Source organism: Streptomyces odontomachi (genome assembly GCF_024435355.1).
Classification (GTDB): domain Bacteria; phylum Actinomycetota; class Actinomycetes; order Streptomycetales; family Streptomycetaceae; genus Streptomyces; species Streptomyces odontomachi.
On record NZ_JAMJWG010000008.1, the window covers coordinates 78,581 to 103,229 of the forward strand.

Genomic DNA, 24,649 nt, shown 5'->3' on the forward strand with positions numbered 1-24,649 from the left:
CGTCACCTCCGCGGTGAACGGCGACCGGGCCCCGCAGGGGCCGGTACGGGCTGGGACGCGCGTGGTGACACTGGGACCTCCCGAGGGCAGCGTGGTGAGCGCCACTCGACCATGGCGACCACATTTCAGTCAACCCATACGTACTTGCCGACCTACATGATCGTTCCAGGACCTATGTGCTCGCCGTCTCCTGGTCCGCCAGTTTCCGGGGCAGCGTCGTGGGCTCGTCGCGCGGTCTGGCGCTGTTGTGCTCCAGCCGGTCGACGAGGCTCAGTCCGCGCTCGGCCCAGGCGACCTCGGCGCGCGCACGCTCCACGAGGCCCTCGTAGGCATGGACCTTGTAGGCGACGACCGTCTCGTGGGTCTGCGGCGGCGCCTGGGCCAGCCGCCGCTGGATGAGCGGCGTGTCCCGGCGCTGGAGCCGGGAGATGTGCTGCTGCCAGTGCTGCATCATCGCCCGGTGGTGGTTCCGGTGCTCCCGGAAGTGCCGGCGGGCCTCGTCGAACGAGCCGTACTCGAAGTACGTCGCCTTCAGGTAGGCCGGATCGCGCACCGGTGCCGCCGTCTCCAGCTCCGCCACCCAGCGGGCCAGCTCACGGGCGCCCGCCTCGGTCAGCGAGTAGGCACGCTTGGTGCCGCGCTCGCCGCGGGGCAGCGACTCCGCCTCGATGAGTCCGCCGCTCTCCATCCGGCGCAGCTCCGGGTAGATCTGCGAGTGCGGCGCATGCCAGAGGTAGGCGACCGAGACATCGAACTGCTTCGCCAGCTCGTACCCGGTCATCGCACCGGCGTCGAGCAGGGCGAGCAGCGCGTGCCGCAACGACATTACGCCTCCTTGCGGGGGTTCCCCACTATGTATGGTCTTACCTAAATTGGTGAGCAAGCACGATACCGTGATCTCCCGCCGACGATCCCCCGAGGAGCCGATGTGAGCGTCCCGATCACCCTTGCCTGCGAACGCTACGACCGTACTGAGGCACTTCGGGACGGGCGCGTGCGGCCTGCCGGTGTCGACCTGACCTACCTTCCACAACAGGTGGAGGAGACGTTCTTCCGGATGGCCCGCTTCCAGGAGTTCGACGCCGCCGAGATGTCGTTGTCGAGCTACGTCGTGGGGCTGACCCGCGGTGCTCCGTTCATCGCCCTGCCGGTCTTCCCGTCCCGCCTCTTCCGGCACAGCGGCATCTACGTATCGGCCGACTCCGGCATCACGGACCCTTCTGACCTGCGCGGCAAGCAGGTCGGCGTGGCCGAGTACCAGCTGACGGCGAACGTGTGGATCCGCGGGATGCTCGCCGACGAGCACGACGTCCCGGTGGAGTCGGTCACGTACCGCACGGGCGGACTGCACCAGGCGGGGCGGGTCGAGAAGCTGAAGGTGGACCTGCCCCCGGATGTGCGGGTGACGCCCATCGGCCCGCAGCAGACGCTTTCGGACATGCTGGCCTCCGGGGAGATCGACGCGCTCTACACGCCACGGACCCCGGCCAGCTTCACCCGCGGGGACAGCGGCGTCCGGCGTCTCTTCGAGCCTTCCGGCACCGCGGAGGAGGAGTACTTCCGCCGTACCGGCATCTTCCCGATCATGCACGTGGTGGTGCTGCGCCGCGACGTCTACGAGCGCAACCGCTGGCTGGCACGCTCCCTCTACGACGCCTTCGTGGCGGCGAAGCTCCAGTGCGAGCAGGGCATGGACGAGACCGCGGCCGCCCGCTACATGCTGCCGTGGCTGCACGACGAGGTGGCCCGCACCCGCGCCGTGCTCGGCGACGACTACTGGTCCTACGGCCTGGACAGGAACGTCGAGGTGCTCCGCACCTTCCTGCGGTACTCCCACGACCAGGGCCTGGCGGCGCGCAAGCTCGAGCCGGAGGAGCTCTTCGCGCCCGAGACGCTGGAGACCACCCTCGTCTGATCGGGGGCGTGCGGGTGCGCGGGACGGCCGGATGAGCGGACCGGAGGCCGTCTTGTTGGCTCGGCCTCGGGCGGTGGACCATCACGTCAGAGCGTCTGACCACCACCTGCCCTGACCCGATCCATCGGAGGCCCCCATGAGAAGTGGTTCCGCTCCATCCGCAAGACCCGGCCGCAACGCGGGAGTCACCCGGCGCGCGGGCGCGCTCGCCGCCGTCTGCGGTCTGCTGGCCGCCACCGCGGTCGCGGCCCTCGCACCGGCCGCCACCGCGGCGGGCCGGACTTCCACCCCGCCCACCGGCGCGAAGGCCGATGCCGCGCAGCTCGCCGCGGCCGACGCCACGCTGCGGCGCGCGAACGTGGGAGGCACCGCCTGGTACGCCGACCCGGCCACGGGGCACCTCGTGGTGACCGCCGACCGCACCGTCAGCCGGGAAGCGGTCGCCCGGATCGAGGCCGCCGTTCGGGACAGCGCGCCCGCCGCACTGGAGATCCACCGGACGGCGGGCCGCATCGCGGAGCACACCGCGGGCGGCGACCCCATCATCGGTCCGGGCGCCCGCTGCGCCGTCGGCTTCAACGTGCAGGACGCCGGCGGCACCAAGTACGCCCTGACCGCGGGCCACTGCACGCAACTCGGCGGCACCTGGTCCCCCGTCGGAGAGGTGGCGTCCAGCAGCTTCCCCGGCAACGACTACGGGCTGCTCCGCTACGCCGACCCCAGCCAGGCCGAGGGTGGGGTACGGGGACCGGGCGGCACGCTCATCGACATCGTGAACGCCAGGAACCCGGTCGTCGGCGAGAAGGCCTGCGTCTCGGCGCCCTCGGGCATCCACTGCGGCACCGTCACCGGGCTCAACGCCACCGTGAACTACGGCGACGGCGTCGTGTCCGGCCTCATCCAGACGAACCTGTGCACCGAACCCGGCGACAGCGGCGCCCCGTTGTACGCCGGCAGCAGCGCACTGGGCATCGTCTCGGGCGGCAGCGGCGACTGCACCTCGGGCGGCACCACGTACTTCCAGCCGGTCCTGGAGCCACTGAGCGCCTTCGGGGTCTCGGTCTTCTAGGTCCTGTCGTCAAACTCCCGTCGTTGCCCGAAGGGCGGCCTGGCGGCGTCAGGTGCGTGCTCTCGGCGTGCCGGGCGCGAGACCGCGTACTGGATGTACGTGGGCTTGTGCCCGGTGCGGCGAGAGTGCGTGCATGGCGTCGCCAGGCAGACGGGAGTTTGACGACAGGGCCTAGGCCCTGTCAGGCGCTGGCAGGCCTTGGCACGCCGCCGCACCGGCACCGGCACCGGCACCGGCACCGGCACCGGCGACCACCGTCACGCTAGGCGTCCCGGCTGACCCACTCGCTGGTGCCGATCGGATAGTCGTAGCCGGGGCGGCCGGCGGCGGCGCTGGTGCGGAACGGGGTGCCGTCGTCGTCGATGTGCACGGTGCCGTGCCGGGCGCCGCTGGACCAGCTCAGGCTGAGGTCCCAGCGGACGTCGTGCGCCTTGGTGTGGGCGGTGACGTAGAAGACCTCCGGGTCGGACTCGCTGACCTTGTACGGGAAGGCGCGCTGGCCGTTCTTGACGGCGACGGTGGGGCTGCCGTCGTCGAGGTCGACGTCGAACGACTCGGTCTCGACGCCGCCGCCGCAGCCGACGCCCATCGAGTAGTCGTTCCAGGCCAGCGGGGCGTCCTTGGTGACGACGCGTACGTGCAGCGCCTCCAGGACGACGGTCTCCTTCCCGGTGCCCTGCACGGTGAGGGCGACCCGCTGCTCGTCCGAGGAGACCGCCCCGTACGCGGCGGCCCAGCGGGGCGCTTCCTGCTCGGTGGCGGGCGGCCCCACCTGTGCGGGCTCGCTGTCGACGAGGAAGTGCTGGCTGCACGGGTCGTCGTAGACGTAGGGGCGGATGCCGACGTTGACCGGTACACCGCCGGTGTGCCCGGCAGCGCCGCCGCTGCCGGGGGCGGCGGACGACGCGGGCGCCGAGGCGGGGGGCGTGCCGGTCCGCGCGCTCTTCGACGGCGAAGGGGACGTCGACGCGGACGGGCTCGCGTCGACCGCTCGGCCGGTGCTGGTTCCGGTGCCGGTGCCGGGGGCGGCCTTCCGGTCGCCGCCGTCGCCCCCGGAGGACGGCAGGTTCACGGCGAGCAGTACGGCTCCCAGCAGGGCCGCGGTGGCGGCCGAGGCGATGAGCGCGGCGCGACGGCGGCGGGGAGGCTCGGGGGCGCCCGTGCCGGGGCCGCCGACCACCGGTTCCTCGCCCGCTTCGGGTGCGCGAAGTCCACCGCCGGCGGACGCCGGCTCCGTCGCACCGGCCGCCTCGGGCAGCCCGCCCTCCGGTTCCGGCGCCTTACGCCCCCGGGTCCCGTCCGCCAGGATCCAGCTCCGGTGCAGCGCGACCAGTTCCTCGGGGGTCGCCCGGCACACCCGCGCGAGCCGTTCGACCGGTGCGTAGTCGGTCGGCACCACGCTGCCGTTGCAGTAGCGGTGCAGCGTCGACGTGCTCATGTGCAACCGCTTGGCGAGCGCCCCGTAGCTCAGCTGTGAACGGTCCTTGAGCCCGCGCAGCAGCGCTGCGAAGGCCCCTGCCTCCCCGGCGGCTTGCGTCGCGCCCGTGGCCCCCGTCGCCCCTGACACCGTTCCTCCCCTATCCCGCGTGGCCCGGGGTGTCCCATTCCCGCGTTCCAGGCGCCTTACGTTTCAGCTGTTCAAAGCCCGTTTTCGTGTCCCAGCGTCCCCAACTGCCCGGCCTTCGTGGCGGCTGGGACAGCGGGCCCCGCAAGCTCTGGTCATCCAAGCACCACACCCACCGCAGTACCGAAGGGGCTCACCCAGATGTCCGGCATCCGCACCTCCCGCACCCGTTTCCTGACCGCCGCAGCGACCGTCACGCTCGCCGCGCTCTCGCTGACCGCGTGCGACGACGGGACGGGCGTCCACGACGAGGGCGCATCGGCGGGCGCCGCCTCGACCGCGTCGCCCACCGCCTCGTCCCACGACCACGCGCAGCCCACCACCGACGGTGCGCAGGGCACCGGGAACGGGTCCGGGGCGAAGGGCTCGGCGGGTTCCGGCGACGGCGGCTCCGGCGCGACCGCCGGCAAGGCCGTCACCTGCCAGGGCTCCACCACCAAGATGGTCGCGGCTCCCCTGACCCGCCCCGTGAACCACATGCTGCTCACCGTCACCAACACCGGCAGCGTGCCCTGCTACCTCTACGGCTATCCGGCCGTCCGCTTCGGAGCCGCCCAGTCGGTGCCGCCGGTCATCGCGGCCTCGCACCCGCAGGCCGTCGTCACGCTCGACCCCGGCGAGTCCGGCTACGCCTCGGTGAACCTGTCGGCGGCCGACGGCAGCGGCACGAACGGCCGCACGGAGAAGTCCCTCACCGTCTACTTCCAGGGCCGGACCAGCAGCGAGGACGTCCCCTCGGCCGGACACCCGGCACTGCCCGAGAAGGGTGTCTACGTCGACGACTCGCTCAAGGTCACGTACTGGCAGCAGTCGATGGACGACGCCGTCACCTGGTGACCCGGCGCCGGCAGGCGCGCCACCGGCAGGTGCGCCACCGGCCGGACCCGCCTCGTCGCGGCAGCCGATCAGGCTGATGCCGGAGGCGCCAGGGACCCGGTCGATGCGCTGCGCCGCCGCCAGCCACGCGCGCCAGGTGTGCGGCGGCCGGTCCGGGTCCAGGCCCGCCTCACGGAAGAGGTCCGCGTTGTAGTACATCCGCTCCCAGGCGTCGGTGTTGAACGGCACGCCCCAGGTGCGCCCCCGCCACTCGTTGGACGCCCAGGCCCCCCGGAAGTAGTCGGTGCTGCGGACGCCGGCCGCACGCAGCCGGCCGTCCAGGCCCGCGATCAGCCCGGCCGCCGCGAACTCCGGGGTCCAGATCTGGTCCAGCACCATCACGTCGGGACCCGAGCCGCCCTGCACGGCGAGCACCAGCTTGTCGCCGTACTGCTGGTACGGGACCCGGGTCAGCTCGACGTGGACGCCCCGGTGATGGTGCTCGAAGTCCGCGACCAGGTCGTCGTAGCCGGCGGAGATCTGCCCGGTGGGTGCCTCCAGCAGCCAGACCCGCAGTGCCGTGCGGTCCCGGGCGCCCGGCCCGGTGCAGGAGGCCAGGGCCGCCACCGTGACCAGGCTCAGCAGCACCGCCAGTGCCGTCCGTGCCGCGCGGGAAGCCCGCCGCCCTCCCCTCCCCGTCATCGGCGTCAGGTCCAGTGCGGTGCGTCGCGGAACGGGAAGTGCCGGCCGTCCTGGTAGGACGGGACGGGCTGGTACACGTTCACCCGGCCCGGGTCGCCGCGCAGCCAGAAGGCGCTGGGGTAGGGCTGCTCGGGGTCGGTGATCCGGGTGGAGGTGGGAATGTAACGGATGGTCAGGCCGCAGCGCCGGTGCGGTGAGGTGTTCGCGTTGCTGCCGTGCACGATGTTGGGGTGGTGCACCTCCACGTCGCCGGGGCTCAGCACGATGTCGGCGGCCCGGGACTCGTCCACGTCCGCGGCGATCTCCTGGCCGAGTACGTTCGCCACCTCGGTGTTGTCCCGCATGGCGGCGATCTCCTGGCGGTGGCTGCCCGGGATCACCCGCACGCAGCCGTTCTCCGGCGTGGAGTGGTCCACCGAGAGCCACAGGGTGACCACCCGCATCGGCTCCAGCGGCCAGAACGCGCTGTCCTGGTGCCACAGCACCGGCTGTCCGGAGTACGGGGACTTGCTGATGTAGTGCGAGGCGAACAGCGCGATGTCGGGGCCGACGAACATCTCGGCGATGTCCAGGAGCCGGTCGTCGGAGACCAGTCGAAGCCAGAACGGGTCGTCCTTGAGGAAGGTGTGCCCCAGTTGCTCGGGACGCACCTCGGGGTGCTGCTGCCCGAGCCACGTCACGTGTGCGTCCACCTCCTTGATGAGTTCGGGGTCGATGACCTCGCGGAAGATCGTGTAACCGTCCCGCTCGAACTCCGCCAGTGCGCTGTGCTGCACAGCACGCGAAACAGGCATGGCGCCCCCTCCGTGACGTCCGGAATCGTGTGTTCCATGCTGTGGCCGCGGCCCCGGTGGGGATAGCAATGGGCTTGCGCGAATATGTACGGTGTTGATGTGCCGAGCCAGCTGTTGCAGTACGCGGACCACGCTCCGGGCCTGCCGTACCACGCGGCTCTGGTCGTCCAGTCGGGCCGTTCCGAGCAGCACGGGCACGCCGACTTCTACGAGTTCATGGGGGTGGCGTCGGGGCAGGGCCGCCAACTGCTCGTCGACGGCGCCCAGCAGTTGCACGCCGGGGACGTGGTCCTGGTGCGCCCGCGCGACCGGCACGCCATGCAGGGCTTCGCCGCCGGTGGCCTGACGTTCGTCAACGTGGCCTTTCCCGCGGCACTGTGGCGCGGCTTCGTCGGACTGTCCGGGCTCGATCCGAGCGGCTCGTGGGAGAGCGCCGCGCTGCCGCCGCACTGGCGGCTGGCCGGCCGCGGGGCGGAGCGCGCGGCGGCCGTGTTCCAGCGGGCCCTCACCCGCTACCAGCACCGGCCGACGATGCTGGACGCGCTGCGCTTCTGGACCGACCTCACCGAGTTGCTGGGGGACCCGGCGGAGCCCGCCGTCGGCGTGCGGGCCACCGGCCGGCCACGGAACGCGCGTGGCGGTGCCGGGGTGGGTGCCGGCCAGGGCGTTTCGGCCTCCGGCCGCCGGCCGGACTGGCTCGCGCGGGCGTGCACCGCCATGCGGCAGGAGGAGAACCTGCGGGGTGGCGTGCCGCGGATGCTGCGGCTGGCCGCGGTGAGCGCGGCACACCTGTCCCGCACCGTACGGACGTACTACGGGATCACGCCCACCGCGTTCGTCACCGAGCTACGGCTGCAAAGGGCGACGGAACTCCTGTCCGCCACGACCGACCCCGTGACCGCCATCGCCCAGCGCTGCGGCTTCTCCAGCCAGTCGTACTTCACCCGGTGCTTCCGCGCCGCCCACGGCATCCCACCGCGGGAGTACCGGCAACGGGCGTGGCGGGCGTTCGTGCCCTGACCCGTGGTGATCCGTGCTGACCCATTGGTGATCCGTGCTGACCCATGGTGATCCATTGCGGACCGTTGCCGCGCCGAGGGCTCGCTCAAGGCGCGTCTCACGGCCGCGCGCCACGTCCGCGCGAGGCCACCCCTCGGTGATCGGTCCATGCACCCCGAGCCACACTCCACCCGCCCCGTATGCCCGTTTTTGCCGGTTTCGCGTGAAGGAGGGCACAGGGCGCGCGTCACAACGGAAGCCCGGTAGTAGCCGCGAGCCCGCACCCCGCACGCCCGAGCGGTATGTCCTGGTCGGACCTGCTATCCGGCATCGTAGGTCACATGGTTGTCGATCGGTGGACCCGTTCTGCAATGTGGGGGTCGTACCGGGGAGCCGAGCGCCGGACCGGGCGGAGGAAGTTCCCGCCCGAGCCTGACACCGGCCCCACGACGCGACAGCCGCGTCGAGCACACCACCGCAGCCACATGCGCCGGACGTGTGTGCCGCCGACCTCCTGTCGGCCTCCCCACGCAGCCCCTGATTGGAGAGGTACGCCCATGACCGCCGTGACCACCACCGCTCGCTTCCGCAAGTACACCGTCGCCGGCATCGTCACCGCCGGTGCGGCCACCGCCATCGCCACGCTGGCCCCGGCCCCGGCGCACGCCGCCACCCCGGCCCCCACGCACGCCACCGCGAGCGTCTCGACCGCCACCGTGGCCGACAAGGCCGGCAAGGGCGACAAGGGTGACGCGAAGGGCGACAAGAAGGCCGGCGCCAAGAGCACGCAGCAGAAGCAGTCCACCAAGGTCGCCAAGCTCGTCGCGCACGGCAAGAAGACGTACGGCAACGACCTGGACGGCTGGATCAAGACGGCGCTGGACGTGATGCACGCCAAGCACATCCCCGGCAGCTACCACGGGATCCACAAGAACATCATCCGCGAGTCGGGCGGCAACCCCGTGGCCCAGAACAACTGGGACATCAACGCCCAGAACGGCGTGCCGTCCAAGGGCCTGCTCCAGGTGATCCAGCCCACCTTCGACACCTACCACGTCAAGGGCACCAAGAACTCGCTGACGGACCCGGTCGCCAACATCGTGGCCGCCTGTAACTACGCGGCCGACCGGTACGGCTCGATGGACAACGTCAACTCCGCCTACTGATCGGACCGAGCACCCACTGATCGGGCTGGGGCGACCGTCCCCCACGTTCCATGACAAGCCCCCTGGCCTGCGGTTTCACGCCGCAGGCCAGGGGGCTTTCGGGTGTCATGGCAGACCGCTGCGGGTCAGCTCGCGGCAGCGGCAGCGGCGGCGGGGGCCTGCGACGGCGAGCGGGCGGGGCGGAGTTCGGGTGCCCCGTCGGGGTGGCCCGAGGGTGTCGGCTCCGCGCGGGTGGCCGGCGGGTGCGGGGCCTCCAGGCGGAGCATGGCCTCCTCGTCCGGGGTGCCGGGGGCCGCCTGGTAGACCACCATCCGCTGGCCACCCGTCCGGGCCAGCTGCATGACCTCGTAGGTCAGGGTCATCGGGCCGGCCTTCGGGTGCTGGAAGGACTTCTGTCCGCCGCCACGCTCGCAGACGTCGTACCGCTCCCAGAGCCGTGCGAACTCCGGCGACTTCAGCACCAGCTCGCCGACGAGCGCCGTCAGCTCGGGGTCGTCCGGGTCGGCGCCGGCGACCGCCCGCAGATGCGCCACCGAGCGGGCGACGGTGTCCTCCCGCGGTTCGTAGAGCGTCCGTCCGACCGGGTGGAGGAAGAGGTAGCGGGTGATGTTGCGCTGGTGCTCCGGGCAGTCCCAGAGCCCGGGCATCAGCCGGCGGCCCGGTGGGTTCGCTGCCAGGACGCGGTTGTACCGGCTCACCACGTAGGCCGGCAGCGGGCGTACCGACTCCAGCATCCGCAGGACCGAGTCGCGGACGGTGTGGTCCGTGCAGGCCGGCAGCTCGGAGGGCCGGCCGGAGGCCAGCTCGGCGAGCTCGTGGAGCCGCTCGTACGCATCGCCGCGCAGGCGCAGGGCCCGGCCGAGTGCGTCCACGACGGCGGGCGACGGGTTGACCTCGCGACCGCGCTCCAGGCGGATGTAGTAGTCCACGCTCACCCCGGCCAGCGCGGCCAGTTCCTCCCGGCGCAGTCCGGGAGTGCGGCGCAGGCCGGCGCCGGTCGGGAGGCCGACGTCCTCCGGGCGCACCTGCGCCCTGCGGGCCTTCAGATATCTACCGAGTTCGGTACCCCGCGTGTCCGTTGCTGCTGCCATTTCACCGATTGTGGCAGGCATGCGTCCGCCCTGGGGGGCCGTGTCAGTACCTGGAACGCCACACCCGGGTACAGCGCGGTCTGCCGCGCGATGCCGAACCGGTTGAGAGTTGGTCCCGGAGCGGGCGGCGCGACCGCCGGGGCCCAGGGGGTGCAGGACACCGGACCGCGGCCCTGGTGGAAACGCCGCCGCCCGCCGATCACCCGTGACGGACCCCGTCAACCATGCCTGCCTCGCCCAGGAGATCGCCATGCCCGCCACCGCGTCCCCCACCACTTCCCCGGCACCGTCCACCACCACCGCCACAGTCACCGCCCCCGCCCGCCGGCACGGCCCCGCGGTCTCGACGCGCAGGCTCCGGCCACGACAGCCGGAGCGGGGCAGACCGGCCGCCCCGCGCGGCGGCGGCCCCGCCGCGCCGCGTCGGGCAGGCGTCGCGCTGGTCGCCTCGCTCCTCGGGTTCACGGTGATCACCATCGACGTCTCGGCAGTGAACATCGCGTTGCCCGCGATCCGGGACTCCCTCAGCGGTGGGATGGCCGGGCTGCAATGGGTGGTGGACGCGTACACCCTGATGTTCGCCGCCCTGATGCTCTCCGCCGGCGCCATCGCCGACCGCGCGGGCGCCCGCCGCGCCTACGCCTGGGGCGTGGCCCTGTTCACCCTCGCCTCCCTCGGCTGCGCGCTCGCACCCGGCATCGGCGTGCTGATCGCGGCGCGCGTGGCGCAGGGCGGTGCGGCCGCGGTCGTGATGCCGGCCTCGCTGGCGCTGGTCAGGCAGTCCTACGAGGACGCCCGGGAGCGGGCCCGCGCCATCGCGCTGTGGACGGTCGGCGGCTCGGTGGCGATGGCCGCAGGGCCGGTGCTGGGCGGGCTGCTCACCGAGTCGGCCGGCTGGCGGGCGGTCTTCCTGCTCAATCTGCCGGTGGGCCTGGTGATACTCGGCCTGCTGGTCCGGGTGCCGGGCTCCCCGCGCCGCCCCGCAGCGCTGGACGGCGGCGGCCAGCTGACCGCCGTGCTGGCCCTGGCCGGGCTCGCCTTCACGGTGATCGAGGGGGGCCACCTGGGCTGGACCAGCCCCCTCGTCGTGGGCGCCGCCGTGCTCGCCGTCGCCTCCGGGATCGCCTTCCGCGTGGTGGAGTCCCGGCACCGCCAGCCCATGGTTCCGCTCGCCATGCTGCGGGATCGCAAGGTGAACATCCCGCTGCTGGTCGGTTTCGCCGTCAACGCCGCCTTCTACGGCGGGATCTTCCTGCTCGGTCTCTACTACCAGCAGCTCCGGGGGATGTCGGAGACAGCGGCCGGGCTGATGTTCGTCCCGATGTCGGCGGTGGTGACGGTCTCCAACCTGCTCTCGCCGCGCCTGGCGGAGCGGATCGGGCGGCGGCCGGTGATCGTCGCCGGTCAGCTGGTCTTCAGCGGGGCGATGCTGGCCATGCTGCCGCTGGCCGCGCACACCCCCGTGTGGCTGGTGCTGGTCCTGCTGCTCCCGCTCAGCGTGGGTGGGGCGCTCACGGTTCCCGCGCTGACCGCGCTGCTGATCGACGCTGCCCCGGGTGAGCGCGCCGGGACCGCGTCGGGGCTGCTCAACTCCCTCCGGCAGACCGGCGGCGCCCTCGCCGTCGCCCTCTTCGGCAGCCTGCTCGCCGGCCCCGACGGTGGCTTCTCCCTGCCGGGCATGCGCCTCGGCCTGCTCACCGTCGCCGCCCTCCTCCTCGTCACCGCCGGCCTCTCCCGCCTCTTCCTGCCCCGCGGCTGACCCCCCGTGCGGCGCACGGGGCGTGGTCACCCTGGTCACGCCACCCGTGTCCTGGAGCGACATCCCGCCGTCGCCCGGCATCACCCGCTCTCGCGCACCGCCGGAGGTGCACCGGCGCCGTGGTGCCGGGCCTGCGCGCGGAGTGTCTTCTTGTCCACCTTGCCGACCCCGTTCACCGGGAGTGCCTCGACGACCTCGATACGGGCAGGGGCGTGGATCCGGGACAGGGCCCCCGCGACATGGGTGCGCAGGGCCTCGGCGTCGGGAGGTAGCCGGGGATCGGCGGGCACCACGAAGGCCATGGGCACCTCGCCCAGGTCGTGGTGCGGTGCCCCGACCACCGCCGCCTCCCTCACCTGCGGGTGCACCGTCAGTGCGGTCTCGATGGCATACGGCGAGAGGTTCTCCCCGCCGCGGATGACGACGTCCTTCAGTCGCCCGGTCACCGACAGGTAGCCGTCCGCGTCCAGGCTGCCGAGGTCGCCCGTGTGCAGCAGCCCGTCGCGTACCGGGCCGTCGCCGCCGGTGTCGCCCTCGTAGCCGCGCATCACGGTCGGACCGCCGATACAGATCTCGCCCTCGGCACCGGGCGGCACGTCCCGGCCGGTGGAGGGATCGAGGATCCGGACCTGCTGGCCGGCGAGCACCGTGCCGACGGTGCCGCGGCGCGGCGCGTGCGGCGGGTTCATCGCGGTGGTGCAGGTGGCCTCGGACAGTCCGTACGACTGGATCAGGGGCACGCCGAAGGCGGTCTCGATCTGGTCGTGCTGGGCAGCGGTCAGCGGCGCCGAACCGCAGCGCAGCAGCCGCAACGGGGAGTGCGCGCTGCCCGGCCGCAGATGCGGCAGCATCCGCAGGTACATCGTGGGGACGCCGGTGAGGATGGTCGGCTGGAAGTGGTCGATCTGGTCCTCGACCGCTGCGGCGCGGAACCGTGCCACGAGTGCGATGCTCGCGCCGGCCAGCAGGGGGGCGAGGATCTGGTTGTTGACGCCGTTGGTGTGGTGCAACGGCATCAGGTGCAGCAGCCGGTCGTCGGGGGTGAGCCCGGTGTGCGCCACGACCCCGCGGGCGTGCGCGAGGAGGTTCCCGCGGGTCAGCCGGATGCCCTTGGGCGCGCCCGTGCTGCCGGACGTGAACAGCAACAGTGCCGGCGCGGACGGCTCGCACGGGGGGAGCGCGAGAGGGTCGAGAGGGTCCTCGGTGCCGTCGAGTACGGCCTCCAGCGGGGTCACCGCGGGGCCGGCCTCCGGTGCGGTCGGCGCGGGTCCGTCGGGTGCCGTGCGCGGCTCCCGGAGTCGGGCCGGGTCGGCCAGCAGCAGGGAGATCCCGAACTCGGCGGCCGGGTCTGCCGCCTGCGACGCGGAGAGACGGGGGTCGAGGACGCAGCCGCAGTGTCCCGCGCGCACCGCGGCGAGCAGGGCCACGACCTGCGGGACCCCCTTCTCCGCCGCGATGCCGACCGTCGACCCGGGCGGCAGGCCGAGGGCGCTCAGGCCCGCCGCGGCCCGCTCGACGCGCCGGGCGAGGTCCCGGTAGGTCACCGGCCCCTCGTCGTCCAGCAGCGCGACCCGGTCGTGGCGCGCGTGCCGCTCCAGCGCGTCGGTGAGCTCACCCACCAGGTCGCGGTCCTCGGGGGCGCCGGGGCGCCGGGTGGTCGGCGCGCTCATCGCAGCACCACCGAAGCGTCGGCCTCGAAGGAGCCGTCGGGGTCCAGCTCGGTGAGGGCGGCGGCCTCCGCCGCGGTGGGCGGCGCGGTCGGGCCGGCGCCGTCGTGGAGCAGGATCTCGAACGCGGTGCGCTCGCGTACCTCGTCGAGGGTCACCTCGGGGTGCCAGGAGGCCAGGCGCAGCCGGTCACCGTCGTGGACGAAGACCGCGATCGGCGTGACGACGCCGTGCATGCCGCCGGCCGCGGTGCGGAAGTCGAGCCGCTCGACCAGCGTGCGGGGCGAGTGCTCGGTCCGCCAGGTGCAGGACCGCCTGGCCGTGGGCAGCATCACCGAACCCCCGCCGCCGCCCGGCAGCCGCACCTTCGGCCGATGCCAGTCGCCGATGCAGGACACGTTGGTGTCGCCGCGTCCGTCCACCTGTGCGGCGCCGAGGAAGCACAGGTCCATCCCGCCGCGGGTGCACAGGTCGTAGAAGTCCTCGTTGGCGAAGATGGCCCGGCTGTGCTCGGCGAGCAGCGGATCGGAACTGGAGATCGGCACGGCCGAAGGGCGGGGGTCCACGCCGCCCGCCACGTTGAGGTACGTGAACGGGAAGTCGTACGCCTCCTTGGCCAGCAGGCAGGCCAGCATCGGCAGTGTCGAGTTGACGCCGCTGAACGTGACCTCGTGCGGCCGTACGAAGCGCGCCAGGTTCGTGACGAGGTAGGAGAACGGCGACCAGGTGCTCATCGGGTCACCTCCGGGCCGGCGGTCATGTGGTCCTCCAGAGTGTGGTCAGCGGCGTCCAGATAGGCCGAGACCGCGTCGTAGTCGACGCCGTAGTCGGGCCAGCAGGACCCGGGCCATGCGCCGCGCGGCACGATCGAGACCGCGTCGACCATGAAGCCCGGGACCAGCGTCAGCTCGGGCCGCTGTTCGAACTCCGCGGCGTCGACCAGCCGTTCCGCCACCACGAGGACCTTGCGGGACGCGCGGGTCATGATGCGGTCCCAGTGCGTGGTGCCGAAGACCCGGGCGTCGCCCTCGGCGGTGACCTCGTTGGCGTGGATCACGGCGACGTCCGGGCGGATCGCGGGGATCACGTACACCGCGGCACCGCTGCCGTAGGGGTCGGCCATCCGCACCCAGCCGTTCAGCTCGACCAGATCGGAGCCGTGCACGCCGCCGACCGGCTGGAACGGCACGCCGAACGCCGCTGCGCGCAGCCCGGCGGTGAGGGTGGCACACGCGTGCTCCTCCAGTTCTACGGCGTGCGTCTCGACTGCCCTGCGGTACCACGGAGCGAGGCCGAAGTTGCCCTCCAGCGCGACGATCCCGGCCCTGGCCCGCTTGACCGCGCCGGCCCGGCAGAGCAGGTCGATGTCGTACCCGGGCGACTGCTTCACTATCTCCAGGCCGCTGCGACCTGCCCGGATCAACTCTCTGACCAGGGCGAACGGTCCGCGGTGCAGGAAGCTGCCGCCCAGTGCGACCGAGTCGCCGTCATGGATCCGGGCGGCGAGATCGGGCAGCGGGACGACTTTCGTCGCGGGTTCTCGATGGGTGCTCAACGCTCTCCTCCTGCGGCCTTCGTGGTTCCAGCGGTTCCGGCCAGGTAGGCGCGGATCCGCTCGCGCAGTCCCGGTTCCGCGGCCGAGCGGACGAGGTGGGCCAGGTCCTCGTCGGGCCGGGCGTCGGCGAGCGCCCGGTGGAAGAGGGCGCGTGCCGTGGGGGTGATGGCGCCGGTCTCGCGTGCCACGGTGTGCGCGATGCCCTCCCACGCGTCGGTTTCGGCGATCGCCGTGATGAGGCCGGTGCGCTCGGCCTCGTCGGCGTCGAGGGTCCGCCCGGCGGCCTGGATCGCGCGTGCCGTGTCGGCCCCGACGCGGGCGGCGAGCCGGCGGGTGCCGAGCACGATGCCGAAGGCCAGTCCTGGCAGCCGGAACCGGGTTCCGGGGGCGGCGATCCGGTGCGTGCAGGCACAGACCAGGTCGGCGCCGGCGCCGAAGACCCGGCCGTGGGCGAGTGCCAGCGTGGCGAAGGGCGCGTCGTGCACCGCCTGGAGCAGCTGTTCGATGCGGACGAAGCGGTGCAGCAGGTCTCCGTCGGACTGTTCGGCCAGCCGGCTGAGGTCGAAGCCGGCGCTGAACCCGGGCCCGGCACCCCGCAGGACGACGAGGTCGGTCGGCTCGGTCCGGGCCGCCGTGAGCTGCTCGATTAGCCGCTCCACCAGCTCGGGGTCGAGCGCGTTGTGCTTTTCGGGCCGGTTCAGGGTGAGGGTGAGCACGGTGTCGCGCCGGTCCGCGTGCAGCACGGTCATGACGCCCTCCGCCCGGTGGCCGGTACCGCCATCGCGCCGAGCACCTCGTCGGTGTGCTCGCCGAGCGCGGGAGGCGGGCGGAGCGGTCCGTGCGGGCGGCCGTCGATCCACAGGGGCGGGCCGAACGTCTCGGTCGTGTCCCCGGACGGCAGGGTCAGCGGCCGGACCCAGCCCATGTGCTCGACCTGCGGGTCGGCCAGTGCCTGGGAGTAGGTGTTGATCGGGGCGCAGGGGACCTTGGCCGCGCGGAACGTGGTGAGCAGCTCGTCCACCGTCCGGTCGGCGAAGGCCTCTTCCAGGATCTCGCGCAGCGCGTCCTGGTGGCGCGAGCGCAGCTCGGTCGTGGCGAACCGTGCGTCGTGGACCAGCTCAGGACGGTCCACGGCGGCGCAGGTCGCCGCGAAGAGGGAGTTGTTGCCGGCGGCGAGCGCGAGGTGCCCGTCGGCGGTACGGAACGCCTGGTAGGGGGCGTTGCGCGGGTGGGCGGACCCGAGCTTGACCGGGTCGGCGCCGCTGCCGAAGAACTGGCTGGTCTGGAGGGCGGCGACGGCGAGCGAGCAGCCGAACATCGAGGCGTCGATGTGCCCGCCCTGCCCGGTACGCGTGCGGTCCCGCAGCGCGGCGGCGACGGCGAAGGCGGCGTAGAGGCCGGTGGTGAAGTCGGCTATCGGCACCCCGCACTTCACCGGGTCGCCGCCGGGTTCCCCGGTGACGCTCATGATTCCGGACATGGCTTGCAGGGTGAGGTCGAAGCCGCCCTCGGCGGCGCGCGGTCCGGACTGGCCGAAGGCCGATATCGAGCAGTAGACCAGGCCGGGGTTGCCCTCCCGGACCGTGTCGTGGTCCAGGCCGAGGCGGGCCATCACTCCGGGCCGGTTGTTCTCGACGACGACGTCGGCGCCGGCGATCAGCTCCCGCGCGGCAGCCTGTCCCCCGGGGTCCTTCAGGTCGAGCGCGACCGAGCGCTTGTTGCGGTTGAGCGAGGCGAAGTTCTCGCTGTAGCCGGAGGTGATCGGCGGCCAGGCGCGCATCGAGTCCCCGGCGGCGGGGTGTTCGACCTTGATCACGTCCGCCCCCATGTCGGCGAGCAGCATCCCGCAGAACGGGCCTGCCGCCACGGAGCAGAACTCGATGACCTTGATGCCGTCGAGGAAACCCGTCATCGGCGCTCACCTTTCTGTGGATCGTGCGGGGCCGGCGTTCGGCCCCGACGGATAGGTGCGGCAGCCCAGTTCGCGGGAGATCTCGCGTGCCGCGTCCAGCACCGCACCGCGGTAGCGCGACTCCTGGGGCAGCACCCGGTCGACCGGTCCGGAGACCCCGATCGCCGCCGCGGGCCGGCCCGCCCCGTCGAACACGACGGCCGCCACGCCCGCGACGGAGATCCGCCACTCCCCGCGGTTGACCGCGCATCCGGTCTCCCGCGTCTGCGCGAGGTCCCGGGCGAGTTCGGCGGGGTCCGTGATGGTCCGCTCGGTCCAGGCGGGCAGGTCGCGTGCGAGGAAGGCGTCGAGCGTGTCCCCGGGCAGTGCGGCGAGCAGTGCCTTGCCGGAGGCGACGCAGTGGGCCGGGGCCCGGCCGCCGATCGAGGAGTAGGCACGTACCGGCTGAGGGCTCTCCACCTTGTCCAGGTAGACGACCTCGGCATCGTCGAGTATCGACAGGTGCACCGTCTCGGCCGTCTGCTCGGCGAGCCGCCGGATGTAGTGCTGTGCGACGCGTCGTACGTCGACCCGTTCCATCACGGCACTGCCCAGCTCGAACAGCTTGACCGTGCACTCGTAGCCCGCGCCGTCGGCCGACGCACGCAGGTATCCGGCGGCCACGAGGGTCTGCATCGTGCGATGCACGTTGCTCCTCGTCAGCTCCAGCTCGCGGGCGAGTTCGCTCACCCCGCGGGGGCCCGCGCTGCGCGCCACCGTCTCCAGCACCCTGAGCCCTTTCAACAACGTACTGTCCATGCGTTCCAAAATATGGAACGCCTTTCTGAAATGCAAACACACCCTAGATACGTGAGAAGCGTGAGGTCAATCCGTTGACGAACGGGCAGGCCGGTGCTGAACTGTGTCGAACTTTAAACAGGCGTTCTACATATTAGGACGCCACCATGTTCGGCAACGCTCGGCAACGCTCGGCAGCGCTCGACTCGGCAGTGCCCGACCTTGCATGCTCGGCCCGGCCGGCCCACCCGAAGGCAGGAGGCAAAGGTGCCCGAAACTTCGCCCGGCACGCAGACCGCCGTACGGCGCAACGTCGCCCGTGCGGCGGCCGGCAACGTCCTGGAGATGTACGACTTCACCGTCTACGGCTTCTACGCCTCGGCCATCGCCAAGACGGTGTTCCCCACCGGCAACGACCTCGTCTCGCTGATCCTGTCGTTCGCCACGTTCGGCGTGGGGTTCCTGATGCGTCCGCTCGGCGCCGTCGTCCTGGGCGGGTACATGGACCGGCGCGGACGCCGCGCCGGACTGCTGCTGAGCCTTGCGATCATGTCGGTCGGCGTCGTCCTGATCGCCGTCGTCCCGACCTACGCGAGCATCGGCCTCGCCTCGCCGGTCCTCGTGGTGCTGGCCCGGCTGCTCCAAGGGTTCTCGGCCGGGGCGGAGTCGAGCGGCGTGTCGGTCTACCTCGCGGAGATCTCCACCCCCGGCCGTCGGGGCTTCTTCGTCAGCTGGCAGTCGGCGGGGCAGCAGATCAGCGTGCTCACCGCCGCCCTCGTGGGCATCGCGCTCTCCCTGACGCTCAGCCCGGCGCAGATCGACGCCTGGGGCTGGCGGGTGCCGTTCCTGGTCGGCAGCCTCGTCCTGCCCGCGGTGTTCTGGATCCGCCGCACCCTGCCCGAGACGGAGTCGTTCGCGCGGCGCACCAGCTCCGGGGCGCCGAACTTCCGGTCCGTGTACCGCTCGCTGCTGGCCTCCTGGCGGATCGTGCTGGTCGCCGTCGCCCTCGTGACGCTGACCAGCGTGATGTTCTACCTGATCACGGCCTACACCCCCACCTTCGGACAGCGGGAGCTGGGGCTCAGCTCGCTGAGCGCCTTCGTGGTGGCGGGCCTCGTCGGGGTGTCCAACTTCGTGTGGATCCCCCTCGCGGGCCTGCTCTCCGACCGGATCGGACGCACGCCGCTGCTGATCGGCTCCGCGCTGCTCGTCGCGCTGACGTCCTATCCCCTGATGCTGTGGCTGGTCGCGGACCCCTCGTTCGGCAGGATGCTGGGGGTGCTCCTGATCTTCTCCCTGCTCTACGGCGCGTACCAGGGCACCATGGTCGTCACGCTGACCGAACTCATGCCGGGGAAGGTGCGCGCGACCGGCTTCGCCGTCGCCTACAGCCTCGCGCAGGCGATCTTCGGCGGATTCACCCCCACCATCTGCACCGCCCTGATCGACGCCACCGGCGGCAACGGTGCGATGCCGGGCCTCTGGCTGGCCGGCGCCGCCCTTGTCTCGCTGGCCGGCGCCGTGATCGTGAAGCGCGGCCGCATGCTCGCCCCGGAGCCGGAGGCGACCACCTCGCACGCCGCCTCGGGCGCCGACCCGGATGCTCGAATATCCTCCTAAGGAGGACATTTTCCCGTTGACCGGGAGGCAGGCGGAACCATGGCCGTGAAACCCGAAGGCACGCCCTGCTGGGCCGATGCGATGTTCCCCGATCTCCAGGCCGCGAAGGACTTCTACGGCGAGCTGCTGGGCTGGACCTTCGGTGCGACGTCCGAGCAGTACGGGAACTACACGCAGGCGTTCTCCGGGGGCGAGAACGTCGCCGCGCTCTCGCCCCTGATGCCCGGCTGGGAGGGCCCGCCGGCCTGGAACGTCTACTTCGCGTCACCGGACGTCGACGCCACCGCCGCCATGGTCAGTGCCAACGGCGGCGACCTCCTGATGGAGCCGACGGCGGTCGGTGACTTCGGCAGGATGCTGATGGCCAGGGACCCGAGCGGGGTGGTCTTCGGCGTCTGGCAGGCCGGTACGCACCAGGGCTTCGAGAAGCAGGGCGAGCCGGGCTCGTACGCCTGGGTCGAGGTCACCACGCGCGACACGGCGAAGGCGGACGCCTTCTTCCCGGCCGTCTTCGGCTACGGCGTGCGGAGCGTGCAGGACGAGGCCGTCGACTTCAAGGTCTTCACCTTGGGCGACGACCCCGTGGCCGGCCGTATGAAGATGACGGAGAACTGGCCCGCCGAGGTCCCGCCCTACGTCAACGTCTATTTCGCCGTGGCCGACTGCGACGCCGCGGTCGGCACCGTGACCCGGCACGGCGGACGGGTCCACTTCGGTCCGCACGACAGCCCGTTCGGCCGCTTCGCCGCCGTCTCCGACCCGCAGGGCGCGACGCTCTCCGTGATCGACCTCGGGACGACCGAGGGAGAGCTGCCCGAGATCAGCTGACCGGGACGGCGGCACCGCGTACGGGACGCGGTCACCGCTCGGGAGCGGCCCCGCCGGGTGGCTCCGGCGCCGGGTCGTGGCCACGGATGGCGGCGTCGACCAGCTGGACGGGATGGACGACGGGTATGCCCTCGTCCAGGTACCGGCGGATCTGGAGCAGGCACCCGGCGTTGGCGGTGGCGACCACGTCGGGCCGCACCGCCGCCAGGTTGCGGGCCTTGCGCCGGCCGAGGTCCTCGGCGGTGTCGGGCTGGACCAGGTTGTAGATCCCGGCCGAACCGCAGCACAGTTCGGCCTCGGCGACGTCCTGGACCGACAGCCCGGGGATGGTTTCCAGGACCTGCCTGGGCTGCTTCCTGACCCCCTGCGCGTTGGCCAGGTGGCAGGCGTCGTGGTACGCGACGCGGGTGTCCAGCGGCGCACGGGGCGCCCGCACGGGCAGCTCGGCGAGCACCTCGTGGACGTCGCGCACCTTCGCCGTGAACGCGGCGGCCTTGTCCGCGTACCCGGGGTCCTCCCGCAGCAGGGCGGCGTACTCCTTGAGGTTCGAGCCGCAGCCGGCCACGTTCGTGACGATCACGTCCAGGTCGTACCGCGCGAACATGTCGATCGTCGCGCGGGCCCGCGCCAGCCCCTCGTCCGCCCGGCCCGCGTGCATCGACAACGCCCCGCAGCACTGGTCGTCCTGGGGCACGTGGACGTCGCAGCCCTCCGCGGTGAGCACCCGCACGGTCGCCGCGTTGACGTCGCCGAAGAAGACCCGCTGGGCGCAGCCGGCGAGCATCCCGACCCGGAGCCGGGTGGCACCGGCGGCCGGGGTGTACGGGCGGGTCCTGGTGAACAGCGTCCTTGCCGTCACCGGTGGAAGGAGCGCCTCGGCGGCCCGCAGCCGGGCCGGGAGCCGCCTCATCACCCCCGACCTGTGCAGCAGGAAACGCAGTCCGATGCGGCGGTAGAGCAGCCCGCCGAGTGCGGCGATCCGCAGGCGGCGGGGGTACGGGAAGAGCCGGAAGATCAGGGCCCGGAACAGCCGGTCCGGCACCGTCCGCGGGATGTTCCGCTCGACCTGCGGCCGTACGGACTCGATGAGTTCGCCGTACTTCACGCCCGAGGGGCACGCGGTCACGCAGGCCAGGCAGCCCAGGCAGGAGTCCATGTGCCGGCCGAAGGCCTCGTCGAGCCCGATCTCGCCGCGTGCGGCCAGGTCCATCAGGTAGATACGGCCCCGCGGGGACTCCGCCTCCTCACCGGTGACCGCGTAGGTGGGGCAGGTGGGCAGGCAGAACCCGCAGTGCACGCACTCGTCGAGGAGCTCACGCCGGGGCGGGTGCACGGCGTCGAACGCGCCGTTGCCGAGCGCGTCGCCGGCCCTCGCGGCACTGCCGGTCGGGGTGCTGCCGATCGCGTCGCTGCCGATCGGGGCGCCGGTGTTGTCGGCGGTCGTCACGTCAGGCCTCCTTCACGCCGGAGTCGTCCGGGTGCTCGCCGTCGCTTTCGGGCGGCGCGGGCAGCCAGCCGGCGAACCGGCCGGCACCGAAGCGTCCCCGGGGGTCGAAGCTGTGCTTGATCGCGCGCATGACCGGCACGGCGGCCGGCGGCCTGCCCCAGGCGGGAAAGTCGTCGGGCAGCCCGTCCCGACGCAGCAGGGTGCAGGTGCCGCCCGCACGGTCGACCGTGTCGCGCAGCCGGCCGGCGACCGCCCGGTGGCCGGCCGCGTCGCCGCCGTGCAGGCGCACGGTGTACACCCCGACGCCGACGGAACCCGCGGTCCGGATGCCCACTTCGCCGTCGTCCCCGGGCAGCGCATCGGCGATCCGGGCCGCCGTGGTGGGCAGCGCGCCGAAGCGCAGCACCGTGTCGCCGGGCCCGCCCAGGGACACCCGGTCGACTTCCGTCCAGTGCTCCGCCGCCTCGTGCGCGGTCAGCAGCCGGGGGCCCGCGTCGTCGTCCGGGATGGCGTGTTCCGAGGTGCCGGCGTCCGAGGTGCCGGCGTCCGCGATGTCGTCGTCCGCGATGAGTTCCCGCAGCGCCGCGGCCCGCCGGTGGGTCCCGTCCGCCGTGCCCTCCAGGCGGACCAGCAGCCGGCCGCCGGCCCATCCCAGGGCGGCCGGTTCCAGACCGCCGGCCAGGATGCGGGTGGCCAGCCGGTACGCGTGGGACGGTGCGGCGGTGACGGCGACGGTGCGTACCGACTCCGGGAGCGGGTGCAGGCGCAGCACGACCTCGGCGACCGCGCCGAGGGTGCCCAGCGAGCCGTGGAAGAGCTTGGCGAGGTCGTAGCCCGCCACGTTCTTGATCACATGGCCACCGGAGCCGGCCGCCGTGCCGTCGGCGAGGACGACGGTGATGCCGATGACGAGGTCGCGCAGCATGCCGTAGCCCTGTTGCAACGGCCCGGCGTCGGCCGTGGCGAGCAGGCCGGCGATGCTCGCGTCGGAGCGAGCCGGGTCGAAGGCGACGCGCTGGCCGCTCTGCGCCAGTTCGGCCTGGAGGTCGGACAGGCGCGTGCCGGCCCGCACCTGGACCGTCATGTCGGCGGGGTTGTGGGCGACGACACCGGTGAGCGCGGTGCCGTCGAGTACGGCGTCGGGCGTCTCGGGCCGGCCGCCCCAGCCCGTCGCCGAGCCGGTGCCGGCCAGCAGCAGCCGGGGAGCGGACGAGGCCGTGTCGCGCACCGCGGCGCACACCTCGGCGAGGTCGGTCGGGCGAAGCCGCTGCACGGCGGCGGGCGGGGCGGTTCGACTCCGGGTCACCGGGCTCACCACCGTTCCGCCAGGCCGGCGGTCTCGGCCGGGTGCGGCTTGTGCGGTCCCGGCTGCTCGCCGCACAGCCGCGGCGTCGGCAGCAGCTTGCCGGGGTTGCAGATGTTCTGCGGGTCGTAGGCCTGCCGCAGCAGCGCCATGGTGGCGAGGTCATCGGCGGTGAACTGGCGGACCATCGAGCAGACCTTGTCCGTGCCGATGCCGTGCTCGCCGGAGAGCGACCCGCCGAGGTCGACGCAGAGTTCGGCGATGGCCGACGACAGCTCCTCGGCACGGTCGTGTTCACCCGCGGACTCGTTGTAGAGGACGAGCGGGTGCAGGTTGCCGTCCCCGGCGTGGAAGACGTTCGCGACGCGCAGTCCGGCCGCGTCCGCGAGTTCGGCGATCCGGGTCAGCGCCTCGGCGAGCCGGGTGCGCGGCACCACGCCGTCCTGGACGAAGTAGTTCGGGCTGATCCGCCCCATCGCGGCGAAGGCGGCCTTGCGTCCCTTCCAGATCGCCGTACGCTCCTCGTCCGTCTCGGCGACCCGCAGCTTCGTCGTGCCGTGCTCGCGGCACAGCCCGAGCACCTGGTCGAACTGGGTGGCCACCTCCCCTTCGGGCCCGTCGAGTTCCACGATCAACGCCGCGGCGGCGCCCCGCGTGTAGCCCGCCGCGACGGCCACCTCGACCGCCTCGATGGCCAGCGTGTCCATCATCTCGACCGCGGCGGGCACGATCCCCCGGGCCACGATGGCGGAGACCGTGCGGCAGGACTGCTCGACGGAGGGGAAGTCGGCGACCACGGTGCGCACGACGGCGGGCCGCGGCAGCAGCTTCACGGTGATCTCGGTGACGATCCCGAGCGTGCCCTCCGAGCCGATGAACGCGCCCAGCAGGTCGTAGCCGCCCTGGTGCGCCGAGTCGCCGCCGAGGGTCGTGACCGTGCCGTCCGGCAGCACCACCTCGGCCGCGAGTACGTGGTTGACCGTGAACCCGTACTTCAGGCAGTGCGCACCACCGGAGTTCTCCGCGACGTTGCCGCCGATCGTGCAGACCTGCTGGCTGGACGGATCGGGGGCGAAGTACAGGCCGTGCTCGGACACGGTTCGGGTGATGTCGAGGTTGGTCACGCCCGGTTGCACCCGCGCCCGGCGGTGCACGGGGTCGACCTCGAGGACCGCGCGCAGCCGCTGCACCGAGATCACCACACCCTCGGCGACGGGCAGCGCCCCACCCGACAACCCCGTGCCGGCGCCGCGGGCGACGAACGGGATCCGGTGCCGGGCGCACACCCGTACCGCCGCGGCGACCTGTTCGGTGGTGCGCGGCAGCAGCACCAGGGCCGGGGTGACCCGGTACCCGGTGAGCCCGTCGCACTCGTAGGACCGCAGCTCCACCGGGTCGTCGATGAGGCCGTCCGGGCCGACCGCCGTCAGGAACTCCTCGCGCGCCCGGTCCTGTGCCAAGGCCATGGGGCAACCTCCAGTCGGTTCCGAGGTCCTTGTTCCGAGGTCCTTCGCCACACCCGTGTGAGGTCCCTCGACACACCGCATAGTGGAATTCTTATTCCACAATGCGGTTCTTCGCCACTGCCGGGTGCGGAATTCTTGT

Annotated in this window: 21 protein-coding genes and 1 pseudogene; 8 read left to right on the top strand and 14 right to left on the bottom strand. The window is 72.5% G+C overall.

Annotated features, from left to right (window positions below; genetic code table 11):
- Positions 1–172: 172 nt before the first annotated feature.
- Positions 173–826, bottom strand: coding sequence for a PadR family transcriptional regulator (locus tag NQO67_RS18225; RefSeq protein ID WP_255951099.1), 654 nt, complete (start codon positions 824–826; stop codon positions 173–175).
- Between the two features lie 102 nt (positions 827–928).
- Between NQO67_RS18225 and NQO67_RS18230 the strand changes: the two genes are divergently transcribed.
- Together NQO67_RS18230 and NQO67_RS18235 are read left to right on the top strand one after the other, a co-directional pair.
- Positions 929–1,915, top strand: coding sequence for an ABC transporter substrate-binding protein (locus NQO67_RS18230; protein ID WP_255951100.1), 987 nt, complete (start codon positions 929–931; stop codon positions 1,913–1,915).
- 136 nt (positions 1,916–2,051) lie between these two features.
- Positions 2,052–2,984 (top strand): S1 family peptidase, encoded by a 933-nt coding sequence (locus NQO67_RS18235; protein ID WP_255951101.1) that lies wholly within the window; start codon positions 2,052–2,054, stop codon positions 2,982–2,984.
- Between the two features lie 262 nt (positions 2,985–3,246).
- Here the strand turns inward: NQO67_RS18235 and NQO67_RS18240 are convergent, their stop codons facing one another.
- Complete coding sequence (locus tag NQO67_RS18240) at positions 3,247–4,551, bottom strand: helix-turn-helix domain-containing protein (RefSeq protein WP_255951102.1); 1,305 nt, start codon at positions 4,549–4,551, stop codon at positions 3,247–3,249.
- Positions 4,552–4,749: 198 nt separating this feature from the next.
- On the opposite strand from NQO67_RS18240, the gene NQO67_RS18245 reads away from it, so the two are divergent.
- The gene (locus NQO67_RS18245; protein WP_255951103.1) at positions 4,750–5,445 is read left to right on the top strand and encodes a DUF4232 domain-containing protein; all 696 of its coding nucleotides are present in this window, start codon (positions 4,750–4,752) and stop codon (positions 5,443–5,445) included.
- Positions 5,446–5,538: 93 nt separating this feature from the next.
- Here NQO67_RS18245 and NQO67_RS44580 read toward each other — a convergent pair.
- A pseudogene (locus NQO67_RS44580) lies at positions 5,539–6,126 on the bottom strand (ABC transporter substrate-binding protein); the annotation flags it as partial.
- 5 nt (positions 6,127–6,131) lie between these two features.
- Entirely contained in the window at positions 6,132–6,920 is a 789-nt protein-coding gene (locus NQO67_RS18250; RefSeq protein WP_255951104.1) for a phytanoyl-CoA dioxygenase family protein, read from the bottom strand.
- Between the two features lie 99 nt (positions 6,921–7,019).
- On the opposite strand from NQO67_RS18250, the gene NQO67_RS18255 reads away from it, so the two are divergent.
- Entirely contained in the window at positions 7,020–7,940 is a 921-nt protein-coding gene (locus NQO67_RS18255) for a helix-turn-helix transcriptional regulator (RefSeq protein WP_255951105.1), read from the top strand.
- A 536-nt stretch (positions 7,941–8,476) separates the two neighbouring features.
- Positions 8,477–9,085, top strand: a complete 609-nt coding sequence (locus NQO67_RS18260; protein WP_255951106.1) for a transglycosylase SLT domain-containing protein — start codon at positions 8,477–8,479, stop codon at positions 9,083–9,085.
- 125 nt (positions 9,086–9,210) lie between these two features.
- Here the strand turns inward: NQO67_RS18260 and NQO67_RS18265 are convergent, their stop codons facing one another.
- A complete protein-coding gene (locus tag NQO67_RS18265; RefSeq protein ID WP_255951107.1) occupies positions 9,211–10,176 on the bottom strand; it encodes a helix-turn-helix domain-containing protein in 966 nt (321 codons plus the stop codon).
- Between the two features lie 250 nt (positions 10,177–10,426).
- Between NQO67_RS18265 and NQO67_RS18270 the strand changes: the two genes are divergently transcribed.
- Positions 10,427–11,935: an MFS transporter gene (locus NQO67_RS18270; protein WP_305125987.1), complete on the top strand. Its 1,509-nt coding sequence runs from the start codon at positions 10,427–10,429 to the stop codon at positions 11,933–11,935.
- 80 nt (positions 11,936–12,015) lie between these two features.
- Here NQO67_RS18270 and NQO67_RS18275 read toward each other — a convergent pair whose 3' ends face one another.
- The 6 genes from NQO67_RS18275 to NQO67_RS18300 are packed head-to-tail and all read right to left on the bottom strand — an operon-like array spanning position 12,016 to position 17,867.
- Entirely contained in the window at positions 12,016–13,605 is a 1,590-nt protein-coding gene (locus NQO67_RS18275) for a class I adenylate-forming enzyme family protein (protein WP_255951109.1), read from the bottom strand.
- Positions 13,602–14,336 carry a CoA-transferase subunit beta gene (locus NQO67_RS18280; protein WP_255951111.1) on the bottom strand — a complete coding sequence of 245 codons (735 nt, stop codon included), beginning with the start codon at positions 14,334–14,336 and terminating at the stop codon, positions 13,602–13,604. The genes NQO67_RS18275 and NQO67_RS18280 overlap by 4 nt, the downstream gene beginning before the upstream one ends.
- The gene (locus tag NQO67_RS18285) at positions 14,333–15,157 is read right to left on the bottom strand and encodes a CoA transferase subunit A (RefSeq protein ID WP_255951112.1); all 825 of its coding nucleotides are present in this window, start codon (positions 15,155–15,157) and stop codon (positions 14,333–14,335) included. Before NQO67_RS18285 ends, NQO67_RS18280 begins: the two co-directional genes overlap by 4 nt.
- Positions 15,154–15,906: an enoyl-CoA hydratase/isomerase family protein gene (locus NQO67_RS18290; RefSeq protein ID WP_255951113.1), complete on the bottom strand. Its 753-nt coding sequence runs from the start codon at positions 15,904–15,906 to the stop codon at positions 15,154–15,156. Before NQO67_RS18290 ends, NQO67_RS18285 begins: the two co-directional genes overlap by 4 nt.
- On the bottom strand, positions 15,903–17,069 hold the full coding sequence (locus NQO67_RS18295) for a CaiB/BaiF CoA transferase family protein (RefSeq protein WP_255951114.1): 1,167 nt from the start codon (positions 17,067–17,069) through the stop codon (positions 15,903–15,905). The genes NQO67_RS18290 and NQO67_RS18295 overlap by 4 nt, the downstream gene beginning before the upstream one ends.
- 6 nt (positions 17,070–17,075) lie before the next feature.
- On the bottom strand, positions 17,076–17,867 hold the full coding sequence (locus NQO67_RS18300) for an IclR family transcriptional regulator (RefSeq protein WP_255951115.1): 792 nt from the start codon (positions 17,865–17,867) through the stop codon (positions 17,076–17,078).
- 246 nt (positions 17,868–18,113) lie between these two features.
- On the opposite strand from NQO67_RS18300, the gene tcuC reads away from it, so the two are divergent.
- Positions 18,114–19,466 (top strand): tricarballylate/proton symporter TcuC, encoded by a 1,353-nt coding sequence (gene tcuC / locus NQO67_RS18305; protein ID WP_255951116.1) that lies wholly within the window; start codon positions 18,114–18,116, stop codon positions 19,464–19,466.
- Positions 19,467–19,505: 39 nt separating this feature from the next.
- Positions 19,506–20,294, top strand: a complete 789-nt coding sequence (locus NQO67_RS18310; protein WP_255951117.1) for a VOC family protein — start codon at positions 19,506–19,508, stop codon at positions 20,292–20,294.
- A gap of 31 nt (positions 20,295–20,325) precedes the next feature.
- Here NQO67_RS18310 and NQO67_RS44285 read toward each other — a convergent pair whose 3' ends face one another.
- Genes NQO67_RS44285 through NQO67_RS18325 form a run of 3 tightly spaced genes read right to left on the bottom strand, consistent with a single transcriptional unit; the run spans position 20,326 to position 24,510 of the window.
- Positions 20,326–21,741 carry a (Fe-S)-binding protein gene (locus NQO67_RS44285; RefSeq protein ID WP_255951118.1) on the bottom strand — a complete coding sequence of 472 codons (1,416 nt, stop codon included), beginning with the start codon at positions 21,739–21,741 and terminating at the stop codon, positions 20,326–20,328.
- A gap of 1 nt (position 21,742) precedes the next feature.
- Positions 21,743–23,047, bottom strand: coding sequence for an FAD-binding oxidoreductase (locus NQO67_RS18320; protein WP_255951119.1), 1,305 nt, complete (start codon positions 23,045–23,047; stop codon positions 21,743–21,745).
- 5 nt (positions 23,048–23,052) lie between these two features.
- The gene (locus NQO67_RS18325) at positions 23,053–24,510 is read right to left on the bottom strand and encodes an FAD-linked oxidase C-terminal domain-containing protein (protein ID WP_255951120.1); all 1,458 of its coding nucleotides are present in this window, start codon (positions 24,508–24,510) and stop codon (positions 23,053–23,055) included.
- Between the last annotated feature and the right edge of the window lie 139 nt (positions 24,511–24,649).